General features: G+C 40.0%; 21 protein-coding genes. 10 read left to right on the top strand and 11 right to left on the bottom strand.

Going from position 1 to position 25,711, the window contains the following annotated elements; translation table 11 throughout:
* The 6 genes from L5B83_RS12235 to ulaG form a co-directional block, all read right to left on the bottom strand.
* The coding region (locus L5B83_RS12235) for a 1-deoxy-D-xylulose-5-phosphate synthase N-terminal domain-containing protein (RefSeq protein ID WP_265778712.1) at positions 1 to 837 on the bottom strand (837 nt) is incomplete at its 3' end.
* Positions 838 to 1,005: 168 nt separating this feature from the next.
* Positions 1,006 to 1,683 (bottom strand): 3-keto-L-gulonate-6-phosphate decarboxylase UlaD, encoded by a 678-nt coding sequence (locus L5B83_RS12230; RefSeq protein WP_265777605.1) that lies wholly within the window; start codon positions 1,681 to 1,683, stop codon positions 1,006 to 1,008.
* A gap of 12 nt (positions 1,684 to 1,695) precedes the next feature.
* Complete coding sequence (gene araD / locus L5B83_RS12225) at positions 1,696 to 2,391, bottom strand: L-ribulose-5-phosphate 4-epimerase (RefSeq protein ID WP_265778711.1); 696 nt, start codon at positions 2,389 to 2,391, stop codon at positions 1,696 to 1,698.
* Complete coding sequence (locus L5B83_RS12220; RefSeq protein ID WP_265777377.1) at positions 2,385 to 3,245, bottom strand: L-ribulose-5-phosphate 3-epimerase; 861 nt, start codon at positions 3,243 to 3,245, stop codon at positions 2,385 to 2,387. The genes araD and L5B83_RS12220 overlap by 7 nt, the downstream gene beginning before the upstream one ends.
* A gap of 38 nt (positions 3,246 to 3,283) precedes the next feature.
* Positions 3,284 to 4,030, bottom strand: a complete 747-nt coding sequence (gene ulaR / locus L5B83_RS12215; RefSeq protein WP_250350876.1) for an HTH-type transcriptional regulator UlaR — start codon at positions 4,028 to 4,030, stop codon at positions 3,284 to 3,286.
* Between the two features lie 253 nt (positions 4,031 to 4,283).
* Entirely contained in the window at positions 4,284 to 5,375 is a 1,092-nt protein-coding gene (ulaG, locus tag L5B83_RS12210) for an L-ascorbate 6-phosphate lactonase (RefSeq protein ID WP_250350875.1), read from the bottom strand.
* 332 nt (positions 5,376 to 5,707) lie between these two features.
* Between ulaG and L5B83_RS12205 the strand changes: the two genes are divergently transcribed.
* Genes L5B83_RS12205 through L5B83_RS12195 form a run of 3 tightly spaced genes read left to right on the top strand, consistent with a single transcriptional unit; the run spans position 5,708 to position 8,717 of the window.
* Positions 5,708 to 7,486, top strand: a complete 1,779-nt coding sequence (locus L5B83_RS12205; RefSeq protein WP_250350874.1) for a PTS ascorbate-specific subunit IIBC — start codon at positions 5,708 to 5,710, stop codon at positions 7,484 to 7,486.
* Positions 7,487 to 7,543: 57 nt separating this feature from the next.
* Positions 7,544 to 8,017, top strand: coding sequence for a PTS sugar transporter subunit IIA (locus L5B83_RS12200; protein ID WP_250364137.1), 474 nt, complete (start codon positions 7,544 to 7,546; stop codon positions 8,015 to 8,017).
* Between the two features lie 22 nt (positions 8,018 to 8,039).
* Positions 8,040 to 8,717 (top strand): 3-keto-L-gulonate-6-phosphate decarboxylase UlaD, encoded by a 678-nt coding sequence (locus L5B83_RS12195; RefSeq protein WP_265777376.1) that lies wholly within the window; start codon positions 8,040 to 8,042, stop codon positions 8,715 to 8,717.
* 54 nt (positions 8,718 to 8,771) lie between these two features.
* Here L5B83_RS12195 and cysS read toward each other — a convergent pair whose 3' ends face one another.
* Positions 8,772 to 10,151 carry a cysteine--tRNA ligase gene (gene cysS / locus L5B83_RS12190; RefSeq protein WP_265777375.1) on the bottom strand — a complete coding sequence of 460 codons (1,380 nt, stop codon included), beginning with the start codon at positions 10,149 to 10,151 and terminating at the stop codon, positions 8,772 to 8,774.
* Between the two features lie 112 nt (positions 10,152 to 10,263).
* On the opposite strand from cysS, the gene L5B83_RS12185 reads away from it, so the two are divergent.
* Positions 10,264 to 10,773 carry a peptidylprolyl isomerase gene (locus L5B83_RS12185; protein ID WP_250351644.1) on the top strand — a complete coding sequence of 170 codons (510 nt, stop codon included), beginning with the start codon at positions 10,264 to 10,266 and terminating at the stop codon, positions 10,771 to 10,773.
* Between the two features lie 63 nt (positions 10,774 to 10,836).
* Positions 10,837 to 11,631, top strand: a complete 795-nt coding sequence (locus L5B83_RS12180) for a TatD family hydrolase (protein ID WP_265777374.1) — start codon at positions 10,837 to 10,839, stop codon at positions 11,629 to 11,631.
* Between the two features lie 21 nt (positions 11,632 to 11,652).
* Here the strand turns inward: L5B83_RS12180 and nrdG are convergent, their stop codons facing one another.
* The 4 genes from nrdG to gapA all read right to left on the bottom strand — a co-directional run bounded on the left by nrdG (position 11,653) and on the right by gapA (position 19,005).
* Entirely contained in the window at positions 11,653 to 12,123 is a 471-nt protein-coding gene (gene nrdG / locus L5B83_RS12175; protein WP_265777373.1) for an anaerobic ribonucleoside-triphosphate reductase-activating protein, read from the bottom strand.
* A 1,352-nt stretch (positions 12,124 to 13,475) separates the two neighbouring features.
* Positions 13,476 to 15,602: an anaerobic ribonucleoside-triphosphate reductase gene (gene nrdD / locus L5B83_RS12170; protein WP_265777372.1), complete on the bottom strand. Its 2,127-nt coding sequence runs from the start codon at positions 15,600 to 15,602 to the stop codon at positions 13,476 to 13,478.
* 305 nt (positions 15,603 to 15,907) lie between these two features.
* Positions 15,908 to 17,704, bottom strand: coding sequence for an AMP-dependent synthetase/ligase (locus L5B83_RS12165; protein WP_265777371.1), 1,797 nt, complete (start codon positions 17,702 to 17,704; stop codon positions 15,908 to 15,910).
* 296 nt (positions 17,705 to 18,000) lie between these two features.
* Positions 18,001 to 19,005 (bottom strand): glyceraldehyde-3-phosphate dehydrogenase, encoded by a 1,005-nt coding sequence (gene gapA / locus L5B83_RS12160; protein WP_250349497.1) that lies wholly within the window; start codon positions 19,003 to 19,005, stop codon positions 18,001 to 18,003.
* Positions 19,006 to 19,421: 416 nt separating this feature from the next.
* On the opposite strand from gapA, the gene gmk reads away from it, so the two are divergent.
* The 5 genes from gmk (at position 19,422) to murI (ending at position 25,533) form a co-directional block, all read left to right on the top strand.
* On the top strand, positions 19,422 to 20,048 hold the full coding sequence (gene gmk / locus L5B83_RS12155) for a guanylate kinase (RefSeq protein WP_250349498.1): 627 nt from the start codon (positions 19,422 to 19,424) through the stop codon (positions 20,046 to 20,048).
* Positions 20,049 to 20,114: 66 nt separating this feature from the next.
* Positions 20,115 to 20,381: a DNA-directed RNA polymerase subunit omega gene (rpoZ, locus tag L5B83_RS12150; RefSeq protein ID WP_250349499.1), complete on the top strand. Its 267-nt coding sequence runs from the start codon at positions 20,115 to 20,117 to the stop codon at positions 20,379 to 20,381.
* Between the two features lie 75 nt (positions 20,382 to 20,456).
* The gene (gene spoT, locus L5B83_RS12145; protein ID WP_250363572.1) at positions 20,457 to 22,580 is read left to right on the top strand and encodes a bifunctional GTP diphosphokinase/guanosine-3',5'-bis pyrophosphate 3'-pyrophosphohydrolase; all 2,124 of its coding nucleotides are present in this window, start codon (positions 20,457 to 20,459) and stop codon (positions 22,578 to 22,580) included.
* A complete protein-coding gene (gene recG, locus L5B83_RS12140) occupies positions 22,580 to 24,661 on the top strand; it encodes an ATP-dependent DNA helicase RecG (protein WP_265777370.1) in 2,082 nt (693 codons plus the stop codon). Before spoT ends, recG begins: the two co-directional genes overlap by 1 nt.
* Positions 24,662 to 24,729: 68 nt before the next feature.
* On the top strand, positions 24,730 to 25,533 hold the full coding sequence (gene murI / locus L5B83_RS12135) for a glutamate racemase (RefSeq protein ID WP_265777369.1): 804 nt from the start codon (positions 24,730 to 24,732) through the stop codon (positions 25,531 to 25,533).
* Positions 25,534 to 25,711: the final 178 nt, after the last annotated feature.

Genomic DNA, 25,711 nt, shown 5'->3' with positions numbered 1-25,711 from the left:
CCATCCTAAATTTTTACGGGTTAAGGCGATTTCTTCCTCACCTAATGGCGCACCGTGACTGTCGTGTGAACCGGCTTTGTTTGGTGAGCCATAACCAATGGTTGTTTTACAGATAATCAAGGTTGGGCGATGTTTCTCTGCTTGCGCTTGTTTAATTGCCTCGGCAATGGCTTCGGGATTATGCCCGTCAATTTGACCAATAACTTGCCAATTATAGGCTTCGAAACGTTGTTTTGTGTTATCGGTAAACCAACCGTCTACTTCGCCATCAATGGAAATATTGTTGTCATCATAGAAAGCGATTAGTTTGCCTAAGCCTAAGGTTCCCGCTAATGAACACGCCTCGTGTGAAATCCCTTCCATTAAACAGCCGTCACCCAAAAAGGCATAAGTGTAGTGGTTAATAATTTCGTGGTCTGGGCGGTTAAATTGGGCTGCAAGAGTTTTCTCCGCAATCGCCATACCTACCGCATTGGTAATACCCTGACCTAATGGCCCGGTGGTGGTCTCTACGCCCGGTGCATAGCCATATTCAGGGTGTCCCGGGGTTTTGGAATGTAATTGACGGAATTGTTGAAGGTCGGAAATAGATAAATCATAGCCAGTAAGGTGTAATAAGCTATAAATAAGCATCGAGCCGTGACCATTTGATAACACAAATCTATCGCGGTTTGACCATTTAGGATTGGTTGGGTTATGTACTAAAAAATCACGCCATAATACTTCTGCAATATCCGCCATTCCCATTGGCGCTCCCGGATGCCCTGATTTGGCTTTTTGCACGGCATCCATACTTAAAAAACGAATGGCATTGGCTAATTCTTTTCGATTCGACATTTTTGTTCTCCTAGTTATCAAATGTAAAAACTGAATGCTGGCTATTCTACCCGATTTATTGTGAAAAAATAGCAATTAATTTGATTAGTATTTATAAGCGTTATGCCTAATGAATAAAAGATACCAAACATCATCGTTTGGTATCTGACAAGGGACTGAAAGAACGCATTACGACCAGTAACGATCTATTTCAGTTAATATTGCGCTCGCCGTTGCTTGTCCGCTATCCCCAACCAACGCTCTGCCTGCAATAAAGGCTTTCACATTTTTAATCTCTTTAAATAAATGAATATCTTGTGGAACAATGCCTCCTGTAATAGAAAGCGAAAAACCAAGTTCAGAAAGTTGTTTCATCAAGTGAAGATCCGTCTCTGTCCACCCTTTCCCTGCCAATTCAGCATCTCTAGAACGGTGATAAATCGCCTGCGTTACACCGAGATCTAACCATTGTTTTGCATCATCAAGTGTCCAGTTACCATACAATTCAATTTGGATTTCTTTTTTTACTTTCAGATCGGGGTGGGCTTTATTAAAGGCGTTTGCAACTTGCTGACAACTTGCTTTGGTTGCTGGATGTGCTGCCGCCGAAACTGTCAGCCAATCAGCGCCTGCATCAAAGGCCATTTGCGCGAGAATTGCGCCACCATCGGTTGTTTTTAGATCACAGACAATAATATGTTCAGGATAAAGTGCGGTCAAAATTTTGACTGATTTCATTCCTTCTGCACAAGCTAAAATCGTCCCGACTTCAATCACATCAACAAAAGGGGCGGCCTGTTTGGCATCCACTAATCCTTTTTCAAGAGTTAGTGAATCTAATGCAATTTGTAATAACGGTTTTGCCATTATTGCCTCCTTTTACTGCCCATAATACGCATTTTTGCCGTGTTTACGCAAATAATGTTTATCCAATAACACGGGTTGCATTGAGGTTAAATTTGCATTTAACTGATGGCTGAATAAATTCATATAGCCAATTTCTTCTAACACAACCGCGTTATGCACCGCATTTTCTGCATTGCTTCCCCACGCAAAAGGCCCGTGTGAATGGACTAATACGGCAGGCACGTCTTTCGCATTAATCTTGCGCTGGCGGAAGGTTTCCACAATCACATTGCCGGTTTCAAGCTCGTAATTCCCGTTAATTTCTTCGTCAGTCATTTTTCGCGTACAAGGAATGCTGCCATAAAAATAATCCGCGTGGGTTGTGCCGGCGGCAATTAAATCTAACCCAGCTTGCGCCCAAATGGTGGCGTGCCGTGAGTGGGTATGTACAATCCCGCCAATATCAGGAAATTGACGATACAGGGCTAGATGAGTTGGGGTATCTGAAGACGGTTTTTTATTTCCCCACACGCGTTCCCCTGTATGCACATCGACAATCACAATATCCTCTGCCGTCATCTTGTCATAGTCCACCCCTGATGGCTTAATGGCGACCAGCCCTGAAGTGCGGTCTATTTCGCTGACATTTCCCCACGTAAAGGTCACCAAATGATGTTTTGGTAGGGCAAGATTGGCGTGTAACACTTTTTCGCGTAATTCGGCTAGCATTGGAATCCTCCTTGTTGCATTTGTTGCTCAATAAAACGGCGTGCGTTAATGATTTCTTCAATCGGTTCATCGGCTTTTTCTGTCCACATTTCAATGAGAAACGCCCCGCGATAATTTAGTTCGGCAAGGGTTTTAAAGCAGGTAACAAAATCTACGCAGCCTTTGCCAAAGGGGACATCGCGGAACTGCCCTTTGCAGGTTTCGGTAACTTTATAGGTGTCTTTCAAATGAATCGCGGAAATTTTGTCGATGCCTAATTGTAATTCCTCGACCACATTATCATTCCACGCAGAAAGATTGCCGAGGTCAGGATAGACAGTAAACCAAGGGGAGCGAATGAGGTTATCCCATTTTTTCCAGCGGGTAATGGAACTCATAAATGGGGTATCCATAATTTCCATTGCAAGTGTGACTTGATTGCTTGCCGCTAACTCAACCGCCCATTCCATTCCTTGTTGAAAGCGTGCTAACGTGCTTTCGTCTTGTTCTTCGTAATACACATCATAACCCGCCAATTGAATGGTGCGGATACCCGCATCTACCGCCAACTGAATGGCTTTTTCCATAATCTCATAGGCTTTTTGGCGAAGCGTTTCGTCGTGACTGCCAAAAGGAAAGCGGCGATGGGCAGAAAGGCACATTGAGGGAATGGTGATACCTGTATTGATAATGGCTTGCACCAACTCAAGGCGTTGTGCCTTGCTCCAATCTAATCGGCTCAATCGTTCATCTGTTTCATCAATGGAGATTTCGACAAAATCAAAGCCACAGGCTTTGGCGATGGAAAGTCTATCTTGCCAGCTGATATTTTTGGGTAGGGCCTTTTCATAAATGCCGAGTTTGTGTTTTCTCATTGTTTCGTCCTAAAAAAGTTACGTAATTTTTACCGCACTTATACTAGACGTACTTCAAGCCCTCTTGCGGTAAGTTGCTCAATGACTTGGGGATCGGCTTCTTTCCCTGTAATAAGGAGATCAATATTTTCTAATTGGGTAAATAGCATTCCTACTTGTTTACCTAATTTTGAACTGTCTAATAACACAACATATTTTTCTGCTTTAGAAGAAAGTTGCTGCTCCGAATGTGCGATAATCATATCTGTTTTAAAAAGCCCATCAACGGTAAATCCTCGCCCACTTGTAAACATAATATTTGCGGAATAATTTGTTTCATTTTGTTGATTAAGTGATAGCGTGATGGCTTTTTCTTGATTATATTGTCCTCCCATAATGACAAGATCTGAATGATTTTGCTTAATAAGATCATTAACTAAAGGGATATAGTTGGTAATAATCTGTACTTTTCTGCCACACAAATAGCGTCCTAGCATTTGCATTGTTGAGCCACAAGTAATAATGACGCTTTCATTGTCTTTGCATAATCTTGCGGCTGCTTGAGCAATACGTTGTTTCTCGTCAAAATGATTGATACTGCTTTTTTCACTGGTTAAGTGAAAGGTGGTTAAGGCTTCCGCACCATTTCTAATTTTTCGTAATTTTCCTTGTTGATGTAATTTATTAATATCTCTGCGTGCAGTTGCCGGTGAAATATTTAATAAATCAATAATTTCTGCGGTAGAAAGCAGATGATTTTCGGCTAGTCGTTCCAACAATAACTTATGGCGATAAGTTTCGTTCATTTTTCCCCCTAAAAAAGTACAACATTGTAAATTAAATTATTATACGCGCATTCCTAAATGATTTTAAATCATCTTAAATCAGATGTAATCATTTTGTGTGAGCGAATTTTTCTTTAATTTCTTTGTTATCATTTAATTACAGCAAGGGAGCAAGCCGAAATAATTTACCGGCAATAACATTTTTTAGAATGATGAATATGCCCATAGGGAAATCAAGGCAAAAGAGGGATTTTCTCTTTCGCCTTGAGATTAATTAAAGCATTGCCTTGAATGGAATATTAGGTTCTTGTTCAAAGCAATCATCGAAACCACGTGGATGATGATATTCAATAAGATCTTTATCACGTGGATAAATATATTTACCCCCCACTTCCCAGATGAATGGGTGAAACTTATATTGAAGCCGTTCTTTACGCATTTTCCATAAGGCAATAATTTCATCAGTACTTGCCATAAAATTTGTCCAAATATCGTGATGAACAGGAATAATGACTTTACAACGTAAACTTTCCGCCATTCTAAGAAGATCAATGGAGGTCATTTTATCCGCGATACCAACAGGGTTTTCACCATAATTATTCAATGCAACATCAATATCAAATTCTTTTCCGTGTTTTGCAAATTGAATTGAAAAGTGGGAATCTGCGCCGTGATAGATAGTTCCGCCGGGGGTTTTGAACACATAATTGACCGCTTTACGTCCCATTTCTTCATCGCTTGGGCATAGCCCTTTGAGTTCTCCACCTTGCTCTTCTGCACCTTCCACTGGTAGGGTAACTAAACAGGTTCGATCAAAAGAATCTAATGCGTGGATTTCTACGTCTTTGATTTTAACGACATCACCCGGTTTTACGGTAATGAGGCGATCTTCAGGAACTCCCCATTTTTTCCATAATTCGGTACAGTGCCAAGGACCAACAAATTTTACGTGATCAAGTTTAGGATTATTGACAATGGCAGCGGCAACATTCACGTCGATATGGTCGCTATGGTAGTGAGAGGCTAAAATAAAATCGACTTCATTGATTGCAAACGGATCAATGACCATTGGTGCTGCACGTAAATTAGGTTGTAATTTACGAACACCTGCCATATTAGCCATTTGGTGTCCACGTACCATATCTTTCACTTTTTTGGTGGATTTTCCACGGCTACACCAAAGATCCATACATAAATTTGCACCACCGGGGGTTTTTATCCATACGCCAACGCAACCTAGCCACCACATTGCAAAATTTCCTTCGGGTACAACTTCCTGTTCTATTTCTTCATTTAACCAAGTTCCCCACTCAGGGAAGGTAGAAAGGATCCAACTTTCTCGTGTTATTTCATTTACATTTGGCATTGTTTGCTCCTTACTTTTTTGTAATTAGTAGTCAAAATAAATCTTTTTTAATCGTAATAAATCATTTTTATAAATGAAAGGATATTTTGTCTGTTTTGTGATCTATATCATATTTTACTTTGACTTAAAGGGATTTTAGCTAGGCTCATTACTAAATGTAAATAGAGGTTTGATTATTTGGAAAGAATTTTAATTTGTGATCTTACTCACAAATAATCAAAAATAATCTTTTTATTTGATTGTTTTTGCGTATTATAGTGATGATTTTACTTTTGCTGTTTGAAAGTGAACATTATTATCAATGATAAATTCAATCTGAGGTAGTAAATATTATGGAAACAATTATGCACTATTTTGGGATCTTTAATACGCAGGTTTTATCTAAAGCTCCCTTTTTACTTGGGATTGTCGCCTGTTTAGGCTATATCTTACTGAAAAAAGACACGACAACGATTATTAAAGGAACAATTAAAACGATTGTTGGATTTATGATCGTTCAAGCGGGATCAGGTTTCTTAGTCACAAACTTTAAGCCTGTGATTGCAGGATTATCCAAATTTCACCATTTGACAGGCGCGGTGATTGATCCCTATACCAGTATGCAAGCCACCATTCAAACAATGGCAGACAATTATGGTTGGGTTGGCTACGCTGTTATTGGCGCATTATTTTTAAACATTTTATTAGTGGTGTTTAGGCGCTTTACGGGTATTCGGACAATTATGCTTACAGGGCATATTATGTTTCAGCAGGCGGGGTTAGTTGCCGTATTTTATATGATTATTGGTGCTTCAATGTGGGAAACGGTGATTTATACCTCCGTGCTAATGGCATTATATTGGGGAATTTCTTCTAATATTATGTATAAACCGACGCAAGCGGTGACAGGTGGCGCGGGCTTTTCTATTGGACATCAACAACAAATTGCTTCTTGGGTTGCAACAAAGTTAGCGCCCAAATTAGGCGATAAAAATGACAGTGTTGATAATATGAAATTACCAAAATGGTTGCATATTTTCCACGATAGTATTTCTGCAACTGCATTAGTAATGACCGTATTTTTCGGCATTATCTTGCTTTCTTTTGGATTAGATAATTTGCAAGCGATGGCAGGAAAAACCCATTGGTTTATGTATATTCTAGAAATGGGATTAAAATTTGCGGTTGCCATTCAAATTATTGTTACTGGCGTAAGAATGTTTGTTGCAGAGCTTTCTGAAGCATTCAAAGGTATTTCAGAGCGGCTAATTCCTAATTCCGTGCTTGCCATTGACTGTGCGGCAATTTATGCCTTTTCTCCAAATGCGATGGTATTCGGTTTTATATGGGGGGCAATTGGGCAATTTGTCGCCGTTGGGTTATTACTTGGGTTCAATTCGCCAATCTTAATCATTCCGGGCTTTATTCCAATGTTTTTCTCTAATGCCACAATCGGCGTTTTTGCAAACCAATTTGGTGGCTGGAAAGCTGTGATGAAAATTTGTTTTGCAATGGGGATCATTGAAGTAATGGGATCGGCGTGGGTGATTCAGCTTCTGGCAACACAAGGCGCCGAATTTAATGGTTGGATGGGAATGGCTGACTGGGCATTATTTTTCCCACCAATTTTACAAGGGATTGTCAGTGTACCGGGGTTCTTCTTCATTATTTTAGCACTTGCAATGGTCTATATGTTCTTTGCTTCCCGTAAATTACGTGCTGATGAAGCGGCAGCGGCTGCGGCAGGGAAAACATTAGAACAAATGGACGGCTATGGTAATGATGACAGCGTAGCACAAGATTTGGTTGCAGAAGTACAAGCAGAAAGCCCTATGGGCGAAAATCCAGTACGTATTTTGGCGGTATGTGGTTCAGGCCAAGGTTCATCAATGATGATGAAAATGAAAATTAAAGGCTATTTAGATAAACACGGGATCGCCAATATTATGGATTCTTGCGCGGTAACCGATTACAAAGGAAAATTAGATGGTGTAGATATCATTGTGTGTTCTAAGCACCTTGCCGATGAAATTCAGGGTGGTGAGCGAGTTTCAGTGCTTGGGGTACAAAATATGTTAAATCCAAATTCCTTCGGTGAAGAGTTAAAAGCGTTAATTAAGAAATATCAGTAATAGTCCTTTTACCGCACGCTATAATAAGTGCGGTAAGAATTTCGCGAGGTTTTTTATATGCTAAAACAATCATTAATTGAAAATAATTCAATCAAGTTACATCAAAAAGTAGAAAATTGGGAAGAGGCGATTAAACTTGGGACAGATATGCTTGTTGCATCAGGTGCAATAACGCCTCGTTACTATGATTCTATTATCAATATGATCAAACAAATGGGACCTTATATTATTCTATCACCGGGGCTAGCTATGCCACACGCAAGACCCGAAGATGGCGTAAATCGCACCGCCTTTGCGTTAGTCACTTTAGATACCCCCGTGCAATTTGAAGGAGAAGAAGAACCTATTAAAGTATTAATTACGTTAGCAGGCAGTGATTCTAATCAGCATATGCAAGGGATTATGGAAATTACCCAGGTGTTAGAAGATGATGATCCAAATAGTGAAACGGGTGTTGATCTAGAAAAAATACTTCAATGCCAGAGTGCCGAAGACGTCTATCTTGTTATTGATCAAGCATTATCAAATTAACTGTTATAAGAAGGAAGAAATTATGTCAAAACCCTTACTACAAATCGCATTAGATTCTCTTTCATTAGAAAAAGCTGTTGCGGATGCTAAACAAGCTGAAGCTCTAGTGGATATTATTGAAATTGGTACCATTCTCGCGTGTGCTGAGGGAATGAAAGCCGTTAGTACATTACGAGCCTTACATCCTAATCACATTCTTGTTTGTGATCTTAAAACAACGGACGGCGGAGCTATTTTAGCAAAAATGTCTTTTGAAGCAGGAGCTGATTGGCTAACGGTTTCGGCAGCCGCTCATCCCGCAACCAAAGCCGCGTGTAAAAAAGTGGCGGATGAATTTAATCAGGCTCATCCAGATCTTAAAGTGAAAAAAGAAATTCAAATTGAAATTTATGGTAACTGGACACTTGAAGATGCCAAACAATGGGTTGAGCTTGGTGTGACTCAAGCGATTTATCACCGTTCTCGTGATGCAGAGTTAGCTGGCAAAGGTTGGACAGATGAAGACATTGAAAAAATGAAATCTCTTGAAGCACTGGGATTACAACTTTCTATTACAGGAGGAATTGTGCCAGAGGATATTCATTTGTTTAAAGGGATCAAAAATGCAAAAGCCTTTATTGCTGGCAGAGCATTAGTGGGGGAAAAAGGCAAGCAGACCGCACAGGCAATTCATACTGAAATAGAAAAATATTGGAGATAAGAGAATAACTGGCAGAGAGAAATGGCACAATATTTTTATTGTGCCATTTTGGTTTTATTGCTTACGCCACGTTGTGCCATTTGCACCGTCTTCTAATACAATGCCCATTGCATTGAGTTGATCGCGGGCTTCATCAGCGGCAGCCCAGTTTTTAGTTGCTCGGGCTTCGTTGCGTTGTTTAATTAAGGCTTCGATTTTGGCGACTTCATCACCGTCAGCGCCAGCTTGTAAGAAACGTTCAGGGTCTTGCTGTAATAAGCCTAAAATATCGCCTAACTCACGCAAACGGGCGGCAAGTTGAGAGGCTTTGATTTTATCTTCCTTTTTCAATTTATTGATTTCACGCGCCATTTCAAAGAGTACAGAGAGGGCATTTGGTGTGTTGAAATCATCATCCATCGCTTCTTTAAATTGTGCGACAAATCCTTCGCCACCTTGCGGGGCAACATTCGGATCGGTATCACGTAATGCCGTGTATAAACGCTCTAATGCGCCTTGTGCAAGGTTAAGATTTTCTTCACTGTAATTGAGCTGGCTACGGTAATGGGCAGTGAGTAAGAAATAACGTACCACTTCGCCGTGATAATGATTTAATACATCGCGAATGGTGAAGAAGTTGCCGAGGGATTTCGACATCTTTTCCTTATCCACCATAATCATTCCTGAGTGAATCCAGTAATTGACGTATTCGCCATCGTGCGCACAGCAAGATTGCGCAATTTCATTTTCGTGGTGTGGGAACATTAAATCTGAGCCACCACCGTGAATATCAAAATGCTCTCCAAGTTGTTTACTATTCATTGCTGAGCATTCAATATGCCAACCTGGGCGACCTTTTCCCCACGGAGAATCCCAACTTGGTTCATTGGGTTTAGACATTTTCCATAACACAAAATCCATTGGGTTTTTCTTGATTTCAGAAATTTCAATTCTTGCCCCGGCTTGTAATTGAGTGAGATCTTGGCGAGAAAGTTTGCCATACTGTGGGAAACTTTCTATATCGAACATCACATCGCCATTTTCTGCCACATAAGCGTGGCCACGTTGAATTAATTTTTCAACAATATCAATAATTTCAGGAATATGATGGGTGGCTCTTGGTTCAATATTGGGGCGTAAAATGTTGAGCGCATCAAAATCACGATACATTTCAGCGACCATTCGATCCACTAATTGCTCACAGGTTTCTTTATTTTCTAATGCGCGTTTAATGATTTTATCATCCACATCGGTAATGTTGCGTACATAAGTGAGATCGTAACCCAAATAGCGTAAATAACGTGCAATCACATCAAAACAAACAAAAGTGCGTCCGTGTCCGATATGGCATAAATCATAAACGGTAACACCGCACACATACATTCCCACTTTATTAGCTTCAATGGGAGTAAAAATTTCTTTCTCTCGGCTTAATGTATTGAAAATTTTTAGCATTTGTTTGTTTCTCTTGAAATGATGAATTAGACAAAATAAATGAGCTGGAATTATACCGCACTTTTATGAAATAATAACCGCCTTTATCAGTTAGAGGAATATAACGATGACAATGGTTACTTTACACACCAATTTGGGTGATATCAAACTTACTTTAAATAGCGAAAAAGCGCCACTTACCAGCGAAAATTTTTTAACCTATTGTAAAAATGGGTTTTATGATAACACAATTTTCCACCGTGTTATTAACGGCTTTATGATCCAAGGTGGTGGAATGGAAGCGGGAATGAAGGAAAAAAATACCAATGCGCCCATCAAAAACGAAGCCAATAACGGTTTAAGCAATAAACGTGGGACTATCGCAATGGCTCGCACCTCTGATCCTCATTCTGCAACAGCACAGTTTTTTATTAATGTAGCAGATAATACGTTCTTGGATTACCGTTCTAAACAAATGTTTGGTAAAGAAGTGGTACAAGATTGGGGCTATGCCGTATTTGGTGAAGTCGTGGACGGTATGGATGTCGTAGATAAAATCAAAGGTGTAAAAACCGGCAATAAAGGCTTCCACCAAGATGTTCCTGTGGACGATATTGTCATTCAGTCTGTTACAGTGGAATAAGATTGACGAAATAAAAGGAGGCTTGCCTCCTTTTTAACTTATAGACTTACTTTAGGAATTCTCGTGCCATTTTTTGATACTCACACTCATCTTGATTATTTATTGGCTGGCACTCAACAGCCTTTGGCGGAACTGATTGAAGAAAGCCAACAAGCTGGCGTTGAAAAAATGTTAGTGGTGGCAGTGCAAGCAGAAGATTTTAATAATATTGAAAAACTCACCGCACTTTATCCTAAACAGCTTTATTATGGCTTGGGTTTACATCCATTATATATTGCTCGGCATCGCTTAGCAGATTTAGACCTATTGGCACAGCGGCTTGCTCAGCGTTCTAACAATCTGACTGCGGTAGCTGAAATTGGCTTAGAAAAAGGCGTGCCTGAGCTATTAACGCCTGCATTATGGCAAAAACAATGCGAATTTTTAGAAGCTCAACTTCATTTAGCGAAAGACAATCAATTACCAGTGAATTTACATTCACGCAAATCTCACGAGGATCTTTATCGTTTTTTAAAAAACGCCCAACTTAGCATTACGGGCGTGGTACACGGTTTCTCAGGCAGTTATGAACAAGCCAAACGCTTTGTCGATTTAGGCTATAAAATTGGCGTAGGCGGTGTGATTACCTATGCGCGTGCGAACAAAACTCGTGAAACCATTAAACGTCTGACTTTAGATAGCTTATTGCTCGAAACCGACAGCCCGGATATGCCCGTATTTGGTTTTCAAGGTCAGCCCAATCGCCCAATGCGTATCCGAGAAACCTTCAAGGTATTATGCGAATTAAGATCAGAACGTCCCGAAGCCATTGCCGAGCAAATTTGGCAAACTAGTTGTGCGTTATTTGCTGAGAAATAGTGCCATATTAGTGATGTAAAATTAGTCAATTTTCAAGCGATAAATGACCTGATTAGCCGATCCTCGCCATATTAAAGAGGGATCGGCTTGTTCTTGAATAAATTTACCATCAATCAGTACGTCAATATAAGGTAACATTTCGCGTTGTAATTCATTGAGTTCCGCAAGTTGATAGCCTGTCCAAAGCCAGATGTCTTTGTCTGGGCATTCTGTTTTGATGCGTTTGACTAAGGCGAGTAAAGTTGGTACGTTGCGTGGGTGGAGGGGATCTCCGCCTGATAAACTGAGTCCTTGCCGTTTAATACGTTGATCTTGAAGATCACGGATAATTTGATCTTCCATTGCTTTATCAAATCGAACACCAGCACTAAATGACCAGCTTTTTTGGTTATAGCAACCTTTGCAAGCGTGTTCGCAACCACTGACAAAGAGTGTGCAACGTGTGCCTTCACCGTTTACGATATCAACGGGGTAATATTGGAGATAGTTCATTTTATTTTATTGTTTATCTTGAATAATTAATTTTTTCTTTGTGATTAATAACGGATTTCGCCGTTGGCGACTTCCTTTCTTTTGCTTACCCAAAAGAAAGGAAGCAAAGAAAAGGGAACCCCGATCAAACCGCTTTTTCCTCATTCTAATAAAATTTTCTTAACGAAAAATCAGCCTGATGTTCGCTTCGCTCTCGCTCGGCGTGATTTTTCTAAAAATTTTATCTTCATTCGGGCTGTTTGGACGGGGAAATTCAGTTAGGGCGAATTTTAAAGTGCGGTGAGAATCTTTGAGTTTTACAAAGAGTAAAGAAAATTCTCGATCTCAATCACAGAGCGACTGTGTTACCTAACCGCCTACGGCTCGTAGGTGGTGAAGTAGCTTCCTGAACAAATCTCCCCACCCCTCTTTACTAAAGAGGAGCTTGAACGTTCCCGCTTTATAAAATCTGAGGTTGAATACAGTATCTCCCCGTTTATTTCAGAAGGGCTTCAAAATCCTTCTCTATGATCTGGAGAAGATAATGAATTAATCTCCCGTGTAAATTGCCTTCATTTTTAACAAATTTTTAGAAAAGTAATGCCTGAACGCAGCGTAGCGAGTATGGGCTTACTTTTCGTTAAGAAAATTTGCTAAAAATCAAGAACAGCAATTTAGTCGGGGGCTTTTTTCTTTGCCTACTTTCTTTTGAGCAAGCAAAAGAAAGTAGGTCGCCCAACGGCGAAATCCGTTATCAATCCCAAAGAAAAAAGCAAGTAATAAAGTGCGGGCATTTTCCACAGAATTTTAAAAAATCCAAAAATTTCTATCGCACTTTAAAATTCGCCCTAACCGCATTCCCCGTCCAAACCGCCCGAATGGAGATAAAATTTTTAGAAAAGTAACGCCTGAACGCAGCGTAGCGAGTATGAGCTTACTTTTCGTTAAAAAACTTTATCAGGATGAGGAAAATGCGGTTTGATCGGAGTCTCTTTTCTTAGCTTCCTTTCTTTTGGGTAAGCAAAAGAAAGGAAGTTGCCAACGGCGAAATCCGTTATCAATCCCAAAGAAAAAAGCAAGTAATAAAGTGCGGGCATTTTCCACAGAATTTTAAAAAATCTAAAAATTTCTATCGCACTTTAAAGTTCATCTTAACCGCATTCCCCGTCCAAACCGCCCGAATGGAGATAAAATTTTTCGTTAAGAAAATTTTATTGGAATGAGGAAAAAGCGGTTTGATCGGGGTTCCCTTTTCTTAGCTTCCTTTCTTTTGGGTAAGCAAAAGAAAGGAAGTTGCCAACGGCAAAATCCGTTATCAATCATAAAGAAAAAAGCAATTTAACCTTAAACAAAATTCTCACTCCATTCTCCAATTATAAATGTTTTACTCTTCTTTTCACCTCTTCTTGTTTACCTGCATTAAACGGGCGTGCATCGGGGCTACCGAGATAACCACAAACACGGCGAGTAACAGAGACTTTTTCACTGTCGTGATTACCACATTTAGGGCAAGTAAAACCTTTGCTGGTGCAATGGAATTCGCCCGTGAAACCGCATTCATAGCATTCATCGATGGGCGTGTTTGTCCCGTAATAAGGCACGCGGTCGTAGCTATAATCCCAAACATCTTCTAAGGCTTTGAGATTGTGTTGAATATTTGGGTATTCGCCATAACAAATAAAGCCTCCACTTGCTAATGGGGGATAAGGCATTTCAAAGTCGAGTTTATCGTAGGGATTGACCTTTTTTTCTACGTCAAGATGATAGCTGTTGGTGTAGTATCCCTTATCCGTTACTCCTTGAATGATGCCAAATTGCTTGGTATCTAGGCGGCAGAAGCGATCGCATAAATTTTCACTTGGTGTGGAATAAAGGCTAAAGGCATAGCCTGTGTCTTGTTGCCATTGTTTTGCTGCATTGCTTAAATATTCTACAATAGCGATGCCTTTTTGACGTAGATATTCATCATCATAAATATGACTTTTTTGATGAAGGGCGTTAATGGTTTCGTGGATACCAATATAACCTAGGGAAATGGAAGCGCGTCCTTGCTTAAAGATAGTGGCGACATTATCATCCGCATTTAAGCGAACCCCACAAGCTCCTTCCATATAGAGAATAGGGGCAACCCGTGCTTTGGTGTTTTCGAGACGTGCAATACGTGTCATCAAGGCTTTTTTCGCAATAGCAAGGCGTTCATCAAGTAATGCGTAAAAACGTTGTTCATCACCTTGAGCCTCGAGTGCAATACGCGGTAAATTCAGACTAACCACACCGAGATTATTACGCCCATCGTGAATAAGCTCACCATTTTCCTCATAAGCGCCTAAGAAACTGCGACAGCCCATTGGCGCTTTAAATGATCCCGTTACCTTAACCACTTGATCATAGTTAAGAATATCAGGATACATCCGTTTGGAAGCACATTCTAAAGCCAGTTGTTTAATATCATAATTGGGATCGCAGTGTTGCTGATTTATTCCTTTTTTAATCGTGAAAACCAATTTAGGAAAGACCGGGGTTTTGTGATTTTTTCCTAAGCCACGAATACGATTACGCAAAATGGCTTGTTGAATTAAACGGGCTTGCCAACTTGTTCCTAAACCGAAACCAAAGGTAACAAAGGGGGTCTGTCCATTGGAGGTATGTAGGGTATTGACTTCATATTCCAATGATTGAAAGGCATCAAAACATTCTTTTTCAATCAAGGCGTTCGCATAATTTTCTGGTTCAGGGACATTCCATTGTTGGGCGGTTTTTAAATGCTTTTCATAGCTCAGCTGAACATAAGGTGAAAGTACTTCATCAATACGATTAATGGTGGTTCCACCATAAATATGGCTCGCCACTTGTGCAATAATTTGGGCGGTTACTGCGGTGGCGGTGCCAATTGATTTAGGCGGTTCAATCTCCGCATTGCCCATTTTAAAACCGTGCGTGAGCATTCCTTTGAGATCTACCAACATACAATTAAACATTGGAAAGAATGGGGCATAATCTAAATCGTGGTAGTGAATTTCGCCTTTTTCGTGCGCTTCTACGACATCACGAGGTAGAATATAACGCTTTGCATAATGCTTCGCCACAATACCGGCAAGTAAATCTCGTTGCGTAGGAATGACTTTAGCATCTTTGTTCGCGTTTTCATTGAGTAATTCCACATTACTTTGTTCGATCAGCCCTTCAATATCTTGGGTGAGCTGACTACGTTTTTCGCGCGCTAAATCTCGATCGTGGCGATATTCAATATAAGCCCGTGCGACTTGCGGATAAGCACTTGTCATTAATTGATTTTCAACCAATTGCTGGATTTCGTTAATATCAATGTCTTGCTGATATCGCACAAAAATGTCATTGGCAATCTGTTGTCCCATTGTGTGGCAATAATCCTCATTATGAATGCCAATGGCTAAGGCTGCTTTACGAATTGCATTGATGATGCGTTGAATATCAAATTGCACGCGTGAACCATCGCGTTTGATGACAAAAAACGAACTCATTGTATAACCCCTATATATTGTGTTTTTATGTTTTGAAAAGCACTATATATAGATTTTTGCCAAATTCAACTGATAAAAAATAAGGTTTTTTAGCTTGTTTTTTGAGCGAAATGACGTGGGGAAGTTGATTTTACTAGGCAATTTGCATCTTTGTTTATGAGAATTATTCTCAATAAATTGTCAATTTTATTGATGTAGATCAAAGTTTATAAAAATAAAGTGCGGTGGAAAATTTGCGAGTTTTTGCTGTTGTGAAGAGAAACGAAAAATAGAAAATGCGGTGAAAAATCACCGCACTTGGTTTTTTATTGATACATAGCTTCAATTTGCGCTTTGTAACGTTCCAAAATCACTTTTCGACGTAGTTTCAATGTGGGGGTAATTTCATTCATTGCGGTAGTAAAGGCTTCTGGTAGCAAGGTGAATTTTTTTATTTGTTCAAAGCTTGCTAACTCTTTTTGCAATTCATTTAAACGTTTTTCAAAAAGCTGAATAATTTCAGAATGTTTGAGCAACTCCATTCGATCTTGATATTTAATATTGAGTTTTTTCGCATATTCTTCTAAAGAGGCAAAACAAGGCACGATCAAGGCAGAAACATATTTTTTCGCATCAGCAATCACGGCAATTTGTTCAATAAATTTATCTTTTCCAATTTTTCCTTCAATATGTTGAGGGGCAATATATTTACCGTTTGAGGTTTTCATCAGCTCTTTAATGCGATCCGTGATGTAGAGATGTCCTTGCTCATCTAATTTACCAGCATCACCAGTTTTCAAAAAACCGTCAGCGGTAAAGGCGGCAGCAGTTTCCGCTGGTTTTTTGTAATAACCACGCATAACCATCTCGCCACGCACTAGGATTTCATCGTTTTCGCCAATTTTAACCTCGGCGCCGGGCATTAACTTGCCGATAGAATTTGGCTCAAAATGATCATCTTCCCAGCAAGAAACGGTAGCGGTGGTTTCTGTCATACCATAGCCCAGCTTAATGTTAATGCCAATGCTGTGGAAAAATAGCCCAATAGTGGGATCTAATTTTGCACCGCCACAGGGCATCATACGAATACGTCCACCGAGCAAGTGGCGTAATTTGCTCAACACTAATTTATCCGCTAAGAAAAATTGCTGTTTAAGCCCAAATGGAATAGGCAGTTTTTGGCTTTTGCGATCAAAATAACGATGCCCCACATTCATCGCCCAGTTAAATAGCGTACGGCGAAGTTTGGGTGCTTGCTGCACTTTATCGTGAATAGCGGTGTAAATTTTTTCGTAAAAACGTGGCACCGCACACATTAATGTTGGGCGGATAGCACTTAACGCAGGGCGTACTTGATCGGTGTTTTCTATATAGCAATTCACTGCACCACGATGTAGCACATAGGCGACCCAAGCACGTTCAAAAATGTGTGAGAAAGGCAGAAAAGAAAGGGAAATATCCTGTTCTGTAATGGGCTTTAGTGCTTGATCGTGCGCTTTAAGTTGATGGGCAAGGTTAGCATAATCTAACATCACGCCTTTTGGTTCACCTGTTGTGCCAGAAGTATAAATAAGGGTAAATAAATCATTCAGTTGTTTATTATCGAGACGTTGTTGTAATGCTGTGGGATTGGTTTGAGATCCTGTTGCAATAAAGTTCGCCCAACTGCAAGCCAGTGGATGATTGTGCAGTTGAATGCTGTCTTTCATCGCCACAATATGCTGTAACTGTGGACAATCCGCAGCAATGTGTAATGCTTGTTCATACTGTTCTTGATCGCCGACGAAGAGAATTTTTATATCGGCATCATTAATAATAAACGCGGCCTGCTGTGCGGTATTGGTTGCGTAGATTGGGACGGTAATGGCACGAAGTTGTAATGCCGCGATATCGGCAATTGTCCAGCGTGGCATATTATGGGAAAAAATGCCAATTTTATCTTGTACATCAATATGATGGGCGAGTAGCGCAAGAGAAAGTTCGTTTACTTGTTGTTGAAAGCTAGCCCAAGAAATATCGTGCCATTGTTGATTTTCAAAATAACGAAGTGCGGTGTTATTTTTTAATGTTTTTGCTTGCTGTTGAAAACGGCTCACAAAATGAAAATCAAGGGTATTTGTCATTCTTCTTTATCCTATTTACCTAATGATTATTTTTTAGCGTACAGTTGTAGGCTAAATATAATCGTTAATCCAATAAAAAGCGAGAAAAATCCGCTGAAAAATGCGGATAATCAGTGATTTTGTGAGCGATGTAACAGTTTTAACGAGCGAACAGTTGTTCATTTTTATGCGATGAAGAAAAGAAATGTTTTTCCAGAGAAAGGCAAATAGAGAGAAGCAAGAATAAATCAGCGAGAAAAATTTGGTGAAAAAAAACCGCACTTTAAAAGTGCGGCTTAATTTTAAATGATTTTTAATTAGCCTTTGTAGTTGTGAATATGAGCTACTAAGTCTAATACTTTGTTTGAATAACCTGTTTCGTTATCGTACCAAGATACTAATTTAACGAAAGTATCAGTTAATGCGATACCTGCTTCTGCATCAAATACAGAAGTTAATGCACAACCGTTGAAGTCTGTTGATACTACTGCATCTTCAGTATAGCCTAAAACGCCTTTTAATTCGTTTTCAGAAGCACGTTTGATTTCTGCACAGATTTCAGCGTAAGTTGCTGGTTTTTCAAGGTTTACAGTTAAATCCACAACAGAAACATTTGGTGTTGGAACACGGAATGCCATACCTGTTAATTTACCGTTTAACTCAGGAATAACTTTACCTACTGCTTTCGCTGCACCTGTTGAAGATGGAATGATGTTTTGAGCCGCACCACGACCACCACGCCAGTCTTTCGCTGAAGGACCATCAACTGTTTTTTGGGTTGCTGTGGTTGCGTGAACAGTGGTCATTAAACCGTCTTTGATACCCCATTTGTCGTTGATTACTTTCGCTAATGGTGCTAAACAGTTTGTTGTACAAGAGGCGTTTGAAACGATATCTTGACCTGCATAAGTATCAAAGTTTACGCCGTTTACAAACATTGGTGTCGCATCTTTAGATGGACCGGTTAATACAACTTTTTTCGCACCCGCTTCAATGTGTTTACGAGCAGTTTCATCAGTTAAGAAGATACCTGTTGCTTCAACAGCAATATCAACACCAATTTCGTTCCATTTTAAGTTTGCAGGATCGCGCTCAGAGGTAACACGGATAGTTTTACCGTTTACCACTAAATGGCCGTCTTTTACTTCAACAGTGCCATCAAAACGACCGTGAGTTGAATCATATTTTAGCATATATGCCATATATTCAACGTCGATTAAATCGTTGATACCGACTACTTCGATGTCATCACGTTGTTGTGCTGCACGGAATACGATACGACCGATACGGCCAAAACCATTGATACCAATTTTAATTGCCATAAGTTTTTCACCTATAATTTAAGTTAAACAAAAGGGTTACGGTGCATAGAAAGAATTTCTATTTTCCGTTCGCTGCGGATTATAGCACGCTTTTTAGATAGGGTGAAACTAACTCGCAAGAAAACCGTAAAACATTTGTGATCTACATCAAAACTTTGCGGATCAGCCAGTTAGCTTGTTTTTATTTTGTCAATATTAAGTAAAAAAACACCGCACTTTTAGGGATTGTTGATAATTTATTTCGCCGTTGAGCGGGGGGCTATTTTTGTGAGAGCAAGGCGAAAGTGGCGAAGTTGAGTTATGCTAAATGAACCACATTCAACGCAGTTATCACGAAAAATATCCCCTGCCCCTAATGATTTTTTTCTGATTTATCGGCATAATGAGCATAATTTGATGAAAATTGAGGATAAACAATGAGCCAAGGTAACCTTTATATTATTTCTGCCCCAAGTGGTGCGGGAAAATCATCTTTAATCGCCGCATTATTAGCAAAAGAAACAGGGCGTAAAATGATGGTTTCTGTTTCCCATACCACCCGCTCACCACGCCCGGGCGAAGTAGATGGCGTGCATTATCATTTTGTGAGTAAAGCGGAATTTGAGCATTTAATTGAACAAGATTTATTCTTAGAATATGCCAACGTATTTGGCGGAAATTATTATGGCACCTCCTTACCAACGATTGAAAAAAGTTTGGCGCAAGGCATTGATGTTTTTTTAGATATTGATTGGCAAGGGGCGCAACAAATTCGTGCCAAATTACCGAGTGTAAAAAGTATTTTTATTTTGCCTCCTTCTGTGAGTGAATTAGAGCGCCGTTTAATTGGACGTGGACAGGATAGCGCAGAAGTGATTGCCGATCGAATGGCAAAAGCCACCAGTGAAATATCTCATTATGATGAATATGATTATGTGATTATTAATGATAATTTTGAACAAGCTGTGGCAGATTTACAGCATATTTTACGCGCCGAATGTTTAACCAAAAGCTATCAACAAACGCAAAATATCGCTTTAATTCATCAATTACTGGCAAAATAATTGACATTTTAGTATCATTAGATCCCTTTTATTTATTGAAGAAGTTTAACTGATTGGAGTAAATTTATGGCTCGTGTAACAGTGCAAGATGCGGTAGAACAAATTGGTAACCGTTTTGATTTAATTTTAACCGCAGCACGCCGTGCAAGAGAATTACAATTGCATATTCGCCAACCTTTGGTGCCAGAAGACAATGACAAGCCAACAGTCATTGCATTGCGTGAGATTGAGAAAGGCTTGATCAATAATGAAATTATGAATGCGCACGAGCGTCAAGATGCCTTAGAGCAAGAGGCAACGGAACATCACGCAGTATCTTTATTATCTTCATAAGCGCTAAAAGTGCGGTAGTTTTTTGTTTTATTTTTATCCTTCGCAATAAAATTTGAATAAAAAGTTAGGTGTCCTTTGTACTTATTTGAACGTTTAGAGCATATTATTCGCGGCTACTTGCCTGCGGAACAGATTGAATTAGTAAGACGTGCATATATTATCGCAAGAGATGCGCACGAAGGACAGTCTCGCTCTAGCGGTGAGCCGTACATTACACACCCTGTTGCAGTGGCCTCCATTATTGCGGAAATGCGTTTAGATCACGAAGCGGTGATGGCAGCCTTGTTGCATGATGTGATTGAAGACACACCTTATACTGAGGCTCAGCTTGAAGCCGAATTTGGTACGAGTGTTGCTGAAATTGTAGAAGGTGTTTCTAAATTAGATAAACTCAAATTTCGCACCCGCCAAGAGGCGCAAGTAGAGAACTTCCGTAAAATGATCTTGGCAATGACACGAGATATTCGTGTTGTGCTTATTAAATTGGCTGACCGCACCCATAATATGCGCACACTTGGCGCATTACGCCCAGATAAACGGCGTAGGATTGCGAAAGAAACCCTTGAAATTTATGCCCCCCTTGCTCATCGTTTAGGGATAGAACATATTAAAAATGAGCTAGAAGATCTCGGTTTTGAAGCGATGCACCCGCAGCGTTATGCGGTATTACAAAAAGTAATAAAAATTGCGCGTGGTAACCGCAAAGATATGATTGAGCGGATTTCCGATGAAATTAAAGGACGTCTGGGGGATGTGGGTATTGATGCACGCGTCTTTGGGCGAGAAAAACACCTTTATGCCATTTACCAAAAAATGCGCCTCAAAGATCAGCAATTTCATTCCATTATGGATATTTATGCTTTCCGTGCGGTAGTGAAAGATGTTGATACTTGCTACCGTGTGCTAGGACAAATGCACAGCTTATATAAGCCACGTCCCGGTCGAGTAAAAGATTATATTGCTGTGCCGAAAGCAAATGGCTATCAATCCTTACATACTTCTATGATTGGTCCACACGGCGTGCCGGTGGAAGTGCAGATTCGTACAGAAGAAATGGATCAAATGGCAGAAATGGGGGTGGCAGCGCATTGGGCATATAAACAAGGCGGTAAGAATGATAGCACCACGGCACAAATTCGCGCACAACGTTGGTTACAAAGCCTGATCGAATTGCAACAAAGTGCGGGGAATTCTTTTGAATTTATTGAAAGCGTAAAATCAGAATTTTTCCCGAAAGAAATTTATGTCTTTACCCCGAAAGGGCGCATTGTTGAATTGCCTGTAGGAGCAACCCCCGTTGATTTTGCCTATGCGGTTCATTCTGATATTGGTAATGCGTGTGTCGCAGTAAATGTTGATCGTAAACCTTACCCACTCTCTCAACCGTTACAATCAGGACAAACAATAGAAATTATCACCGCGTTAAATGCGCGTCCTGATGTGGCTTGGCTTAATTTTGTGGTTACCGCAAAAGCACGTTCTAATATTCGTCATGCCTTGAAAAATATGCGTTCAGATACCGCTATTCTATTAGGTAAACGTCAGCTCACGAATGCCTTATTGCCACATAAATTAGAACAGATTTCACCACAACGTATTAATACGTTGCTAAATGAACTTAAACTTAATCGTTTTGAGGATTTGTTAGCTGAAATTGGCTTAGGCAATCAGATGAGTGCGGTCATTGCCTATCGTTTACTTGGAGAAAGCATTGAAATTGATACCGATGGCGATCTAAGTAATAATAAAAGCATTTTTGCCATTAATGGTTCAGAAAATTTATTAACAACATTCGCACAATGTTGCCATCCTATTCCGGGCGATCCAATTATGGCTTATGCGAGTCCCGGCAAAGGACTTGTTGTACATCATGAAGCTTGTGCAAATTTGCGTAATCATGAAGAAAATAAAGAGCATTATACGCCCGTCACTTGGGAAAATAGTGAGAATAAAGTCGATTTCGAAACAGAATTACGCATTGAAATGATTAATCAGCAAGGGGCGTTGCCTAATTTGACATCGAATATTTCCGCAATGGACAGTAATATTCACAGCATTTGGACGGAAGAGCAAGACGGCCGTTTATATCAAATTGTCGTATTGCTTACCGCAAAAGATACCCATCATTTAAGCCAAATTATGCGAAAAATCAAGACAACGCCGGGTTTTGTCAGTATTGAACGTAATATTAATCGCTAATGACAACAGATATTCTTGGGGCTGTACCGCTTACTACACTATCAGGCGTGGGAGTGGCAGTTTCGGCGAAATTAAGCCGAATTGGTATTAATAATCTACAAGATCTTCTCTTTCATTTACCGAGTCGTTATGAAGATCGTACACGCATTACGCCTATTATTGATCTTCGTCCTGAGCAATATGCGACGATCAGTGCGACAGTTCAGCTCTGTGAAGTGCAGTTTGGACGTCGCCCAATTCTAATCGTCGTGGTGTCTGATAGCACATCAAAATTAACTTTACGTTTTTTCAATTTTAACGCGGCAATGCGTAACAGTTTTCAGGTGGGAACACGGGTAAAAGCCTTCGGTGAAATTAAGCGTGGTCGTTTTATGGCGGAAATTCATCATCCTGAATATCAAATTATTCGTGATGATGCTCCTTTAGTTATGGCAGAAACGCTTACCCCCATTTATTCTACCACTGAAGGTTTAAAGCAAAACGCTTTACGAAAACTCACCGATCAAGCGCTGGCGTTATTAGATAAAATCCAGTTGCCAGAAATTCTACCTGATGAATTTAATCCTTATCCATACAGTTTGAAAGAGGCGATCCGATTTTTGCATCGTCCACCGCCCGATGTTTCGCTAGAAATGCTCGAAAAGGGACAGCACCCAGCACAAGTGCGGTTAATTTTTGAAGAATTATTAGCTCATAATTTGGCAATGCAAAAAGTGCGGTCAAATATTCAGCAATTTTTTGCTTTGCCCTTGCACTATCAAACGGATCTAAAACAGCAATTTTTACAGCGTTTGCCATTTACCCCAACTAATGCACAACATCGTGTTGTGCAGGATATTGAGCGAGATTTACAAAAGCCTTATCCAATGATGCGATTGGTGCAAGGTGATGTGGGATCAGGGAAAACCTTGGTTGCAGCGTTATCCGCACTCGTCGCAATTGATAACCAAAGGCAAGTGGCATTAATGGCACCGACGGAAATTTTGGCTGAACAGCATTTTGTCAATTTTCAACATTGGCTTGAGCCTTTCGGTATCAAGGTCGGTTGGCTTGCCGGAAAAGTGAAAGGTAAGGCACGCCAAACCGTATTAGAACAGATGAAATCAGGTGAAGTGCAGATGATTGTTGGTACGCACGCCTTATTTCAGCAGGATGTAGAATTTAATGATCTCGCTTTAGTGATTATTGATGAACAGCACCGATTTGGCGTACATCAGCGTTTAATGTTACGGGAAAAAGGTGAAAAATCAGGAAATTATCCACATCAACTGATAATGACAGCAACCCCGATTCCGCGCACCTTAGCGATGACAGTTTATGCTGATTTGGATATCTCTATTATTGATGAATTGCCACCGGGAAGAACGCCCATTACAACGGTTGCGATTTCAGAAGAACGCCGTGCTGAAATTGTTGCGCGCGTGTATCAGGCTTGTGTGAATGAAAAACGTCAAGCATATTGGGTTTGTACGCTTATTGATGAAAGTGAAGTCTTAGAGGCGCAAGCCGCAGAAGCAATTTGGCAAGATCTGACAAGCGCTTTACCTAATTTACGTATTGGTTTAGTTCATGGACGAATGAAGCCGACAGAAAAGCAAGATATTATGGCAAGTTTTAAAGCGGCAGAGCTAGATGTTCTTGTGGCCACAACGGTAATTGAGGTGGGGGTTGATGTACCTAATGCAAGTTTGATGATTATCGAAAATGCTGAACGGCTTGGCTTATCTCAACTCCACCAACTGCGTGGACGTGTAGGGCGGGGAAGTACGGCCTCGTTTTGTGTACTAATGTATAAACCACCATTAGGAAAGGTATCAAAAAAACGTCTGCAAGTGTTACGTGAAAGTCAAGACGGTTTTTATATTTCAGAAAAAGATCTTGAAATCCGTGGGCCGGGGGAAGTATTGGGAACAAAACAAACAGGGGTAGCCGAATTTAAAGTGGCAAATTTAATGCGCGATCGCAAAATGATCCCAATGGTTCAGCAGTATGCCAGAGAAATAATTCACAAATATCCACAACTTTCGGACGCCTTGATTCAGCGTTGGCTTGACGAGAAAACCATTTATTCCAATGCGTAAACTTTACCTTGAGATATCCTATACTAAGGTATAAGATCATCTCAACTTGAATTGCTTTTTAATAATAAATGACAACCTTATCTGATCCGCCTACCATTTTATTTTTTGATTCTGGCATTGGGGGCTTGAGTGTATATCGTGAAGTTAAAACACTTTTGCCTTATTGCCACTACCTTTATTGTTTAGACAACGCATTTTTTCCTTATTCTGAAAAAGAAGAGCAGGCGATTATTGAACGTTGTGTCTCGATTTGTCAGAAAATTTCGCAACAACATCCGATTGATTTAATTGTGATAGCTTGTAATACCGCAAGCACAGTCGTTTTGCCAGCATTACGAGAAAATTTTTCTTGCTCAGTTGTTGGTACCGTACCGGCTGTAAAACCTGCTGCACAGCAAACAGAAACAGGGATTATCGGATTACTTGCCACTAAAGGTACAGTAAAACGACCTTATGTAGATAAGCTGATTCAAGATTACGCAATGCATTGTACTGTTGAAAAGCTAGGAAGCACGGAATTGGTGAAAATGGCAGAAGAAAAATTACAAGGGAATCCCATTGATCCCATAAAACTTTTATTTGAAGTCAAAGAATGGCAACGGAATTTATCATTAGATACGGTGATCTTAGGTTGTACCCATTTCCCATTCCTAAAAGCAGAACTAAAAGCCTGTTTGCCACAAGTGAAATATTTTTTAGATCCAAGTAAAGCAATTGCTAAACGAGTCAAGGATTTGCTTGGGGAACCAACGCAAAAAACAGTCAAACAGAATTTGGTGTATTGTACAAAAGAAAGTAAAGAACAGCCTTCTTTATTAAAGGTATTTAAACAATTTGGCTTTTCAAGCTTACGCACGCTTATTATTAGATAAATAGCCAATAATTAAGTGCGGTATAAAAATTCACTAAATTTTCACCGCACTTTGCAGAAGAAATCATCAGTGTGATTTTAAAATAATCGGTCGTCATCATTTTTGTGTTTTTTTATTATTTTTTGCAAAAAAACACTTGCAAAGATTTTCGAGATGTCTATAATACGCCGCACACAAC

The organism is Avibacterium sp. 21-599, assembly GCF_026226765.1.
Taxonomy (GTDB): domain Bacteria; phylum Pseudomonadota; class Gammaproteobacteria; order Enterobacterales; family Pasteurellaceae; genus Avibacterium.
Note: the sequence above shows the minus strand (reverse complement) of the source record. Positions and strands in the feature narration are given on the sequence as shown.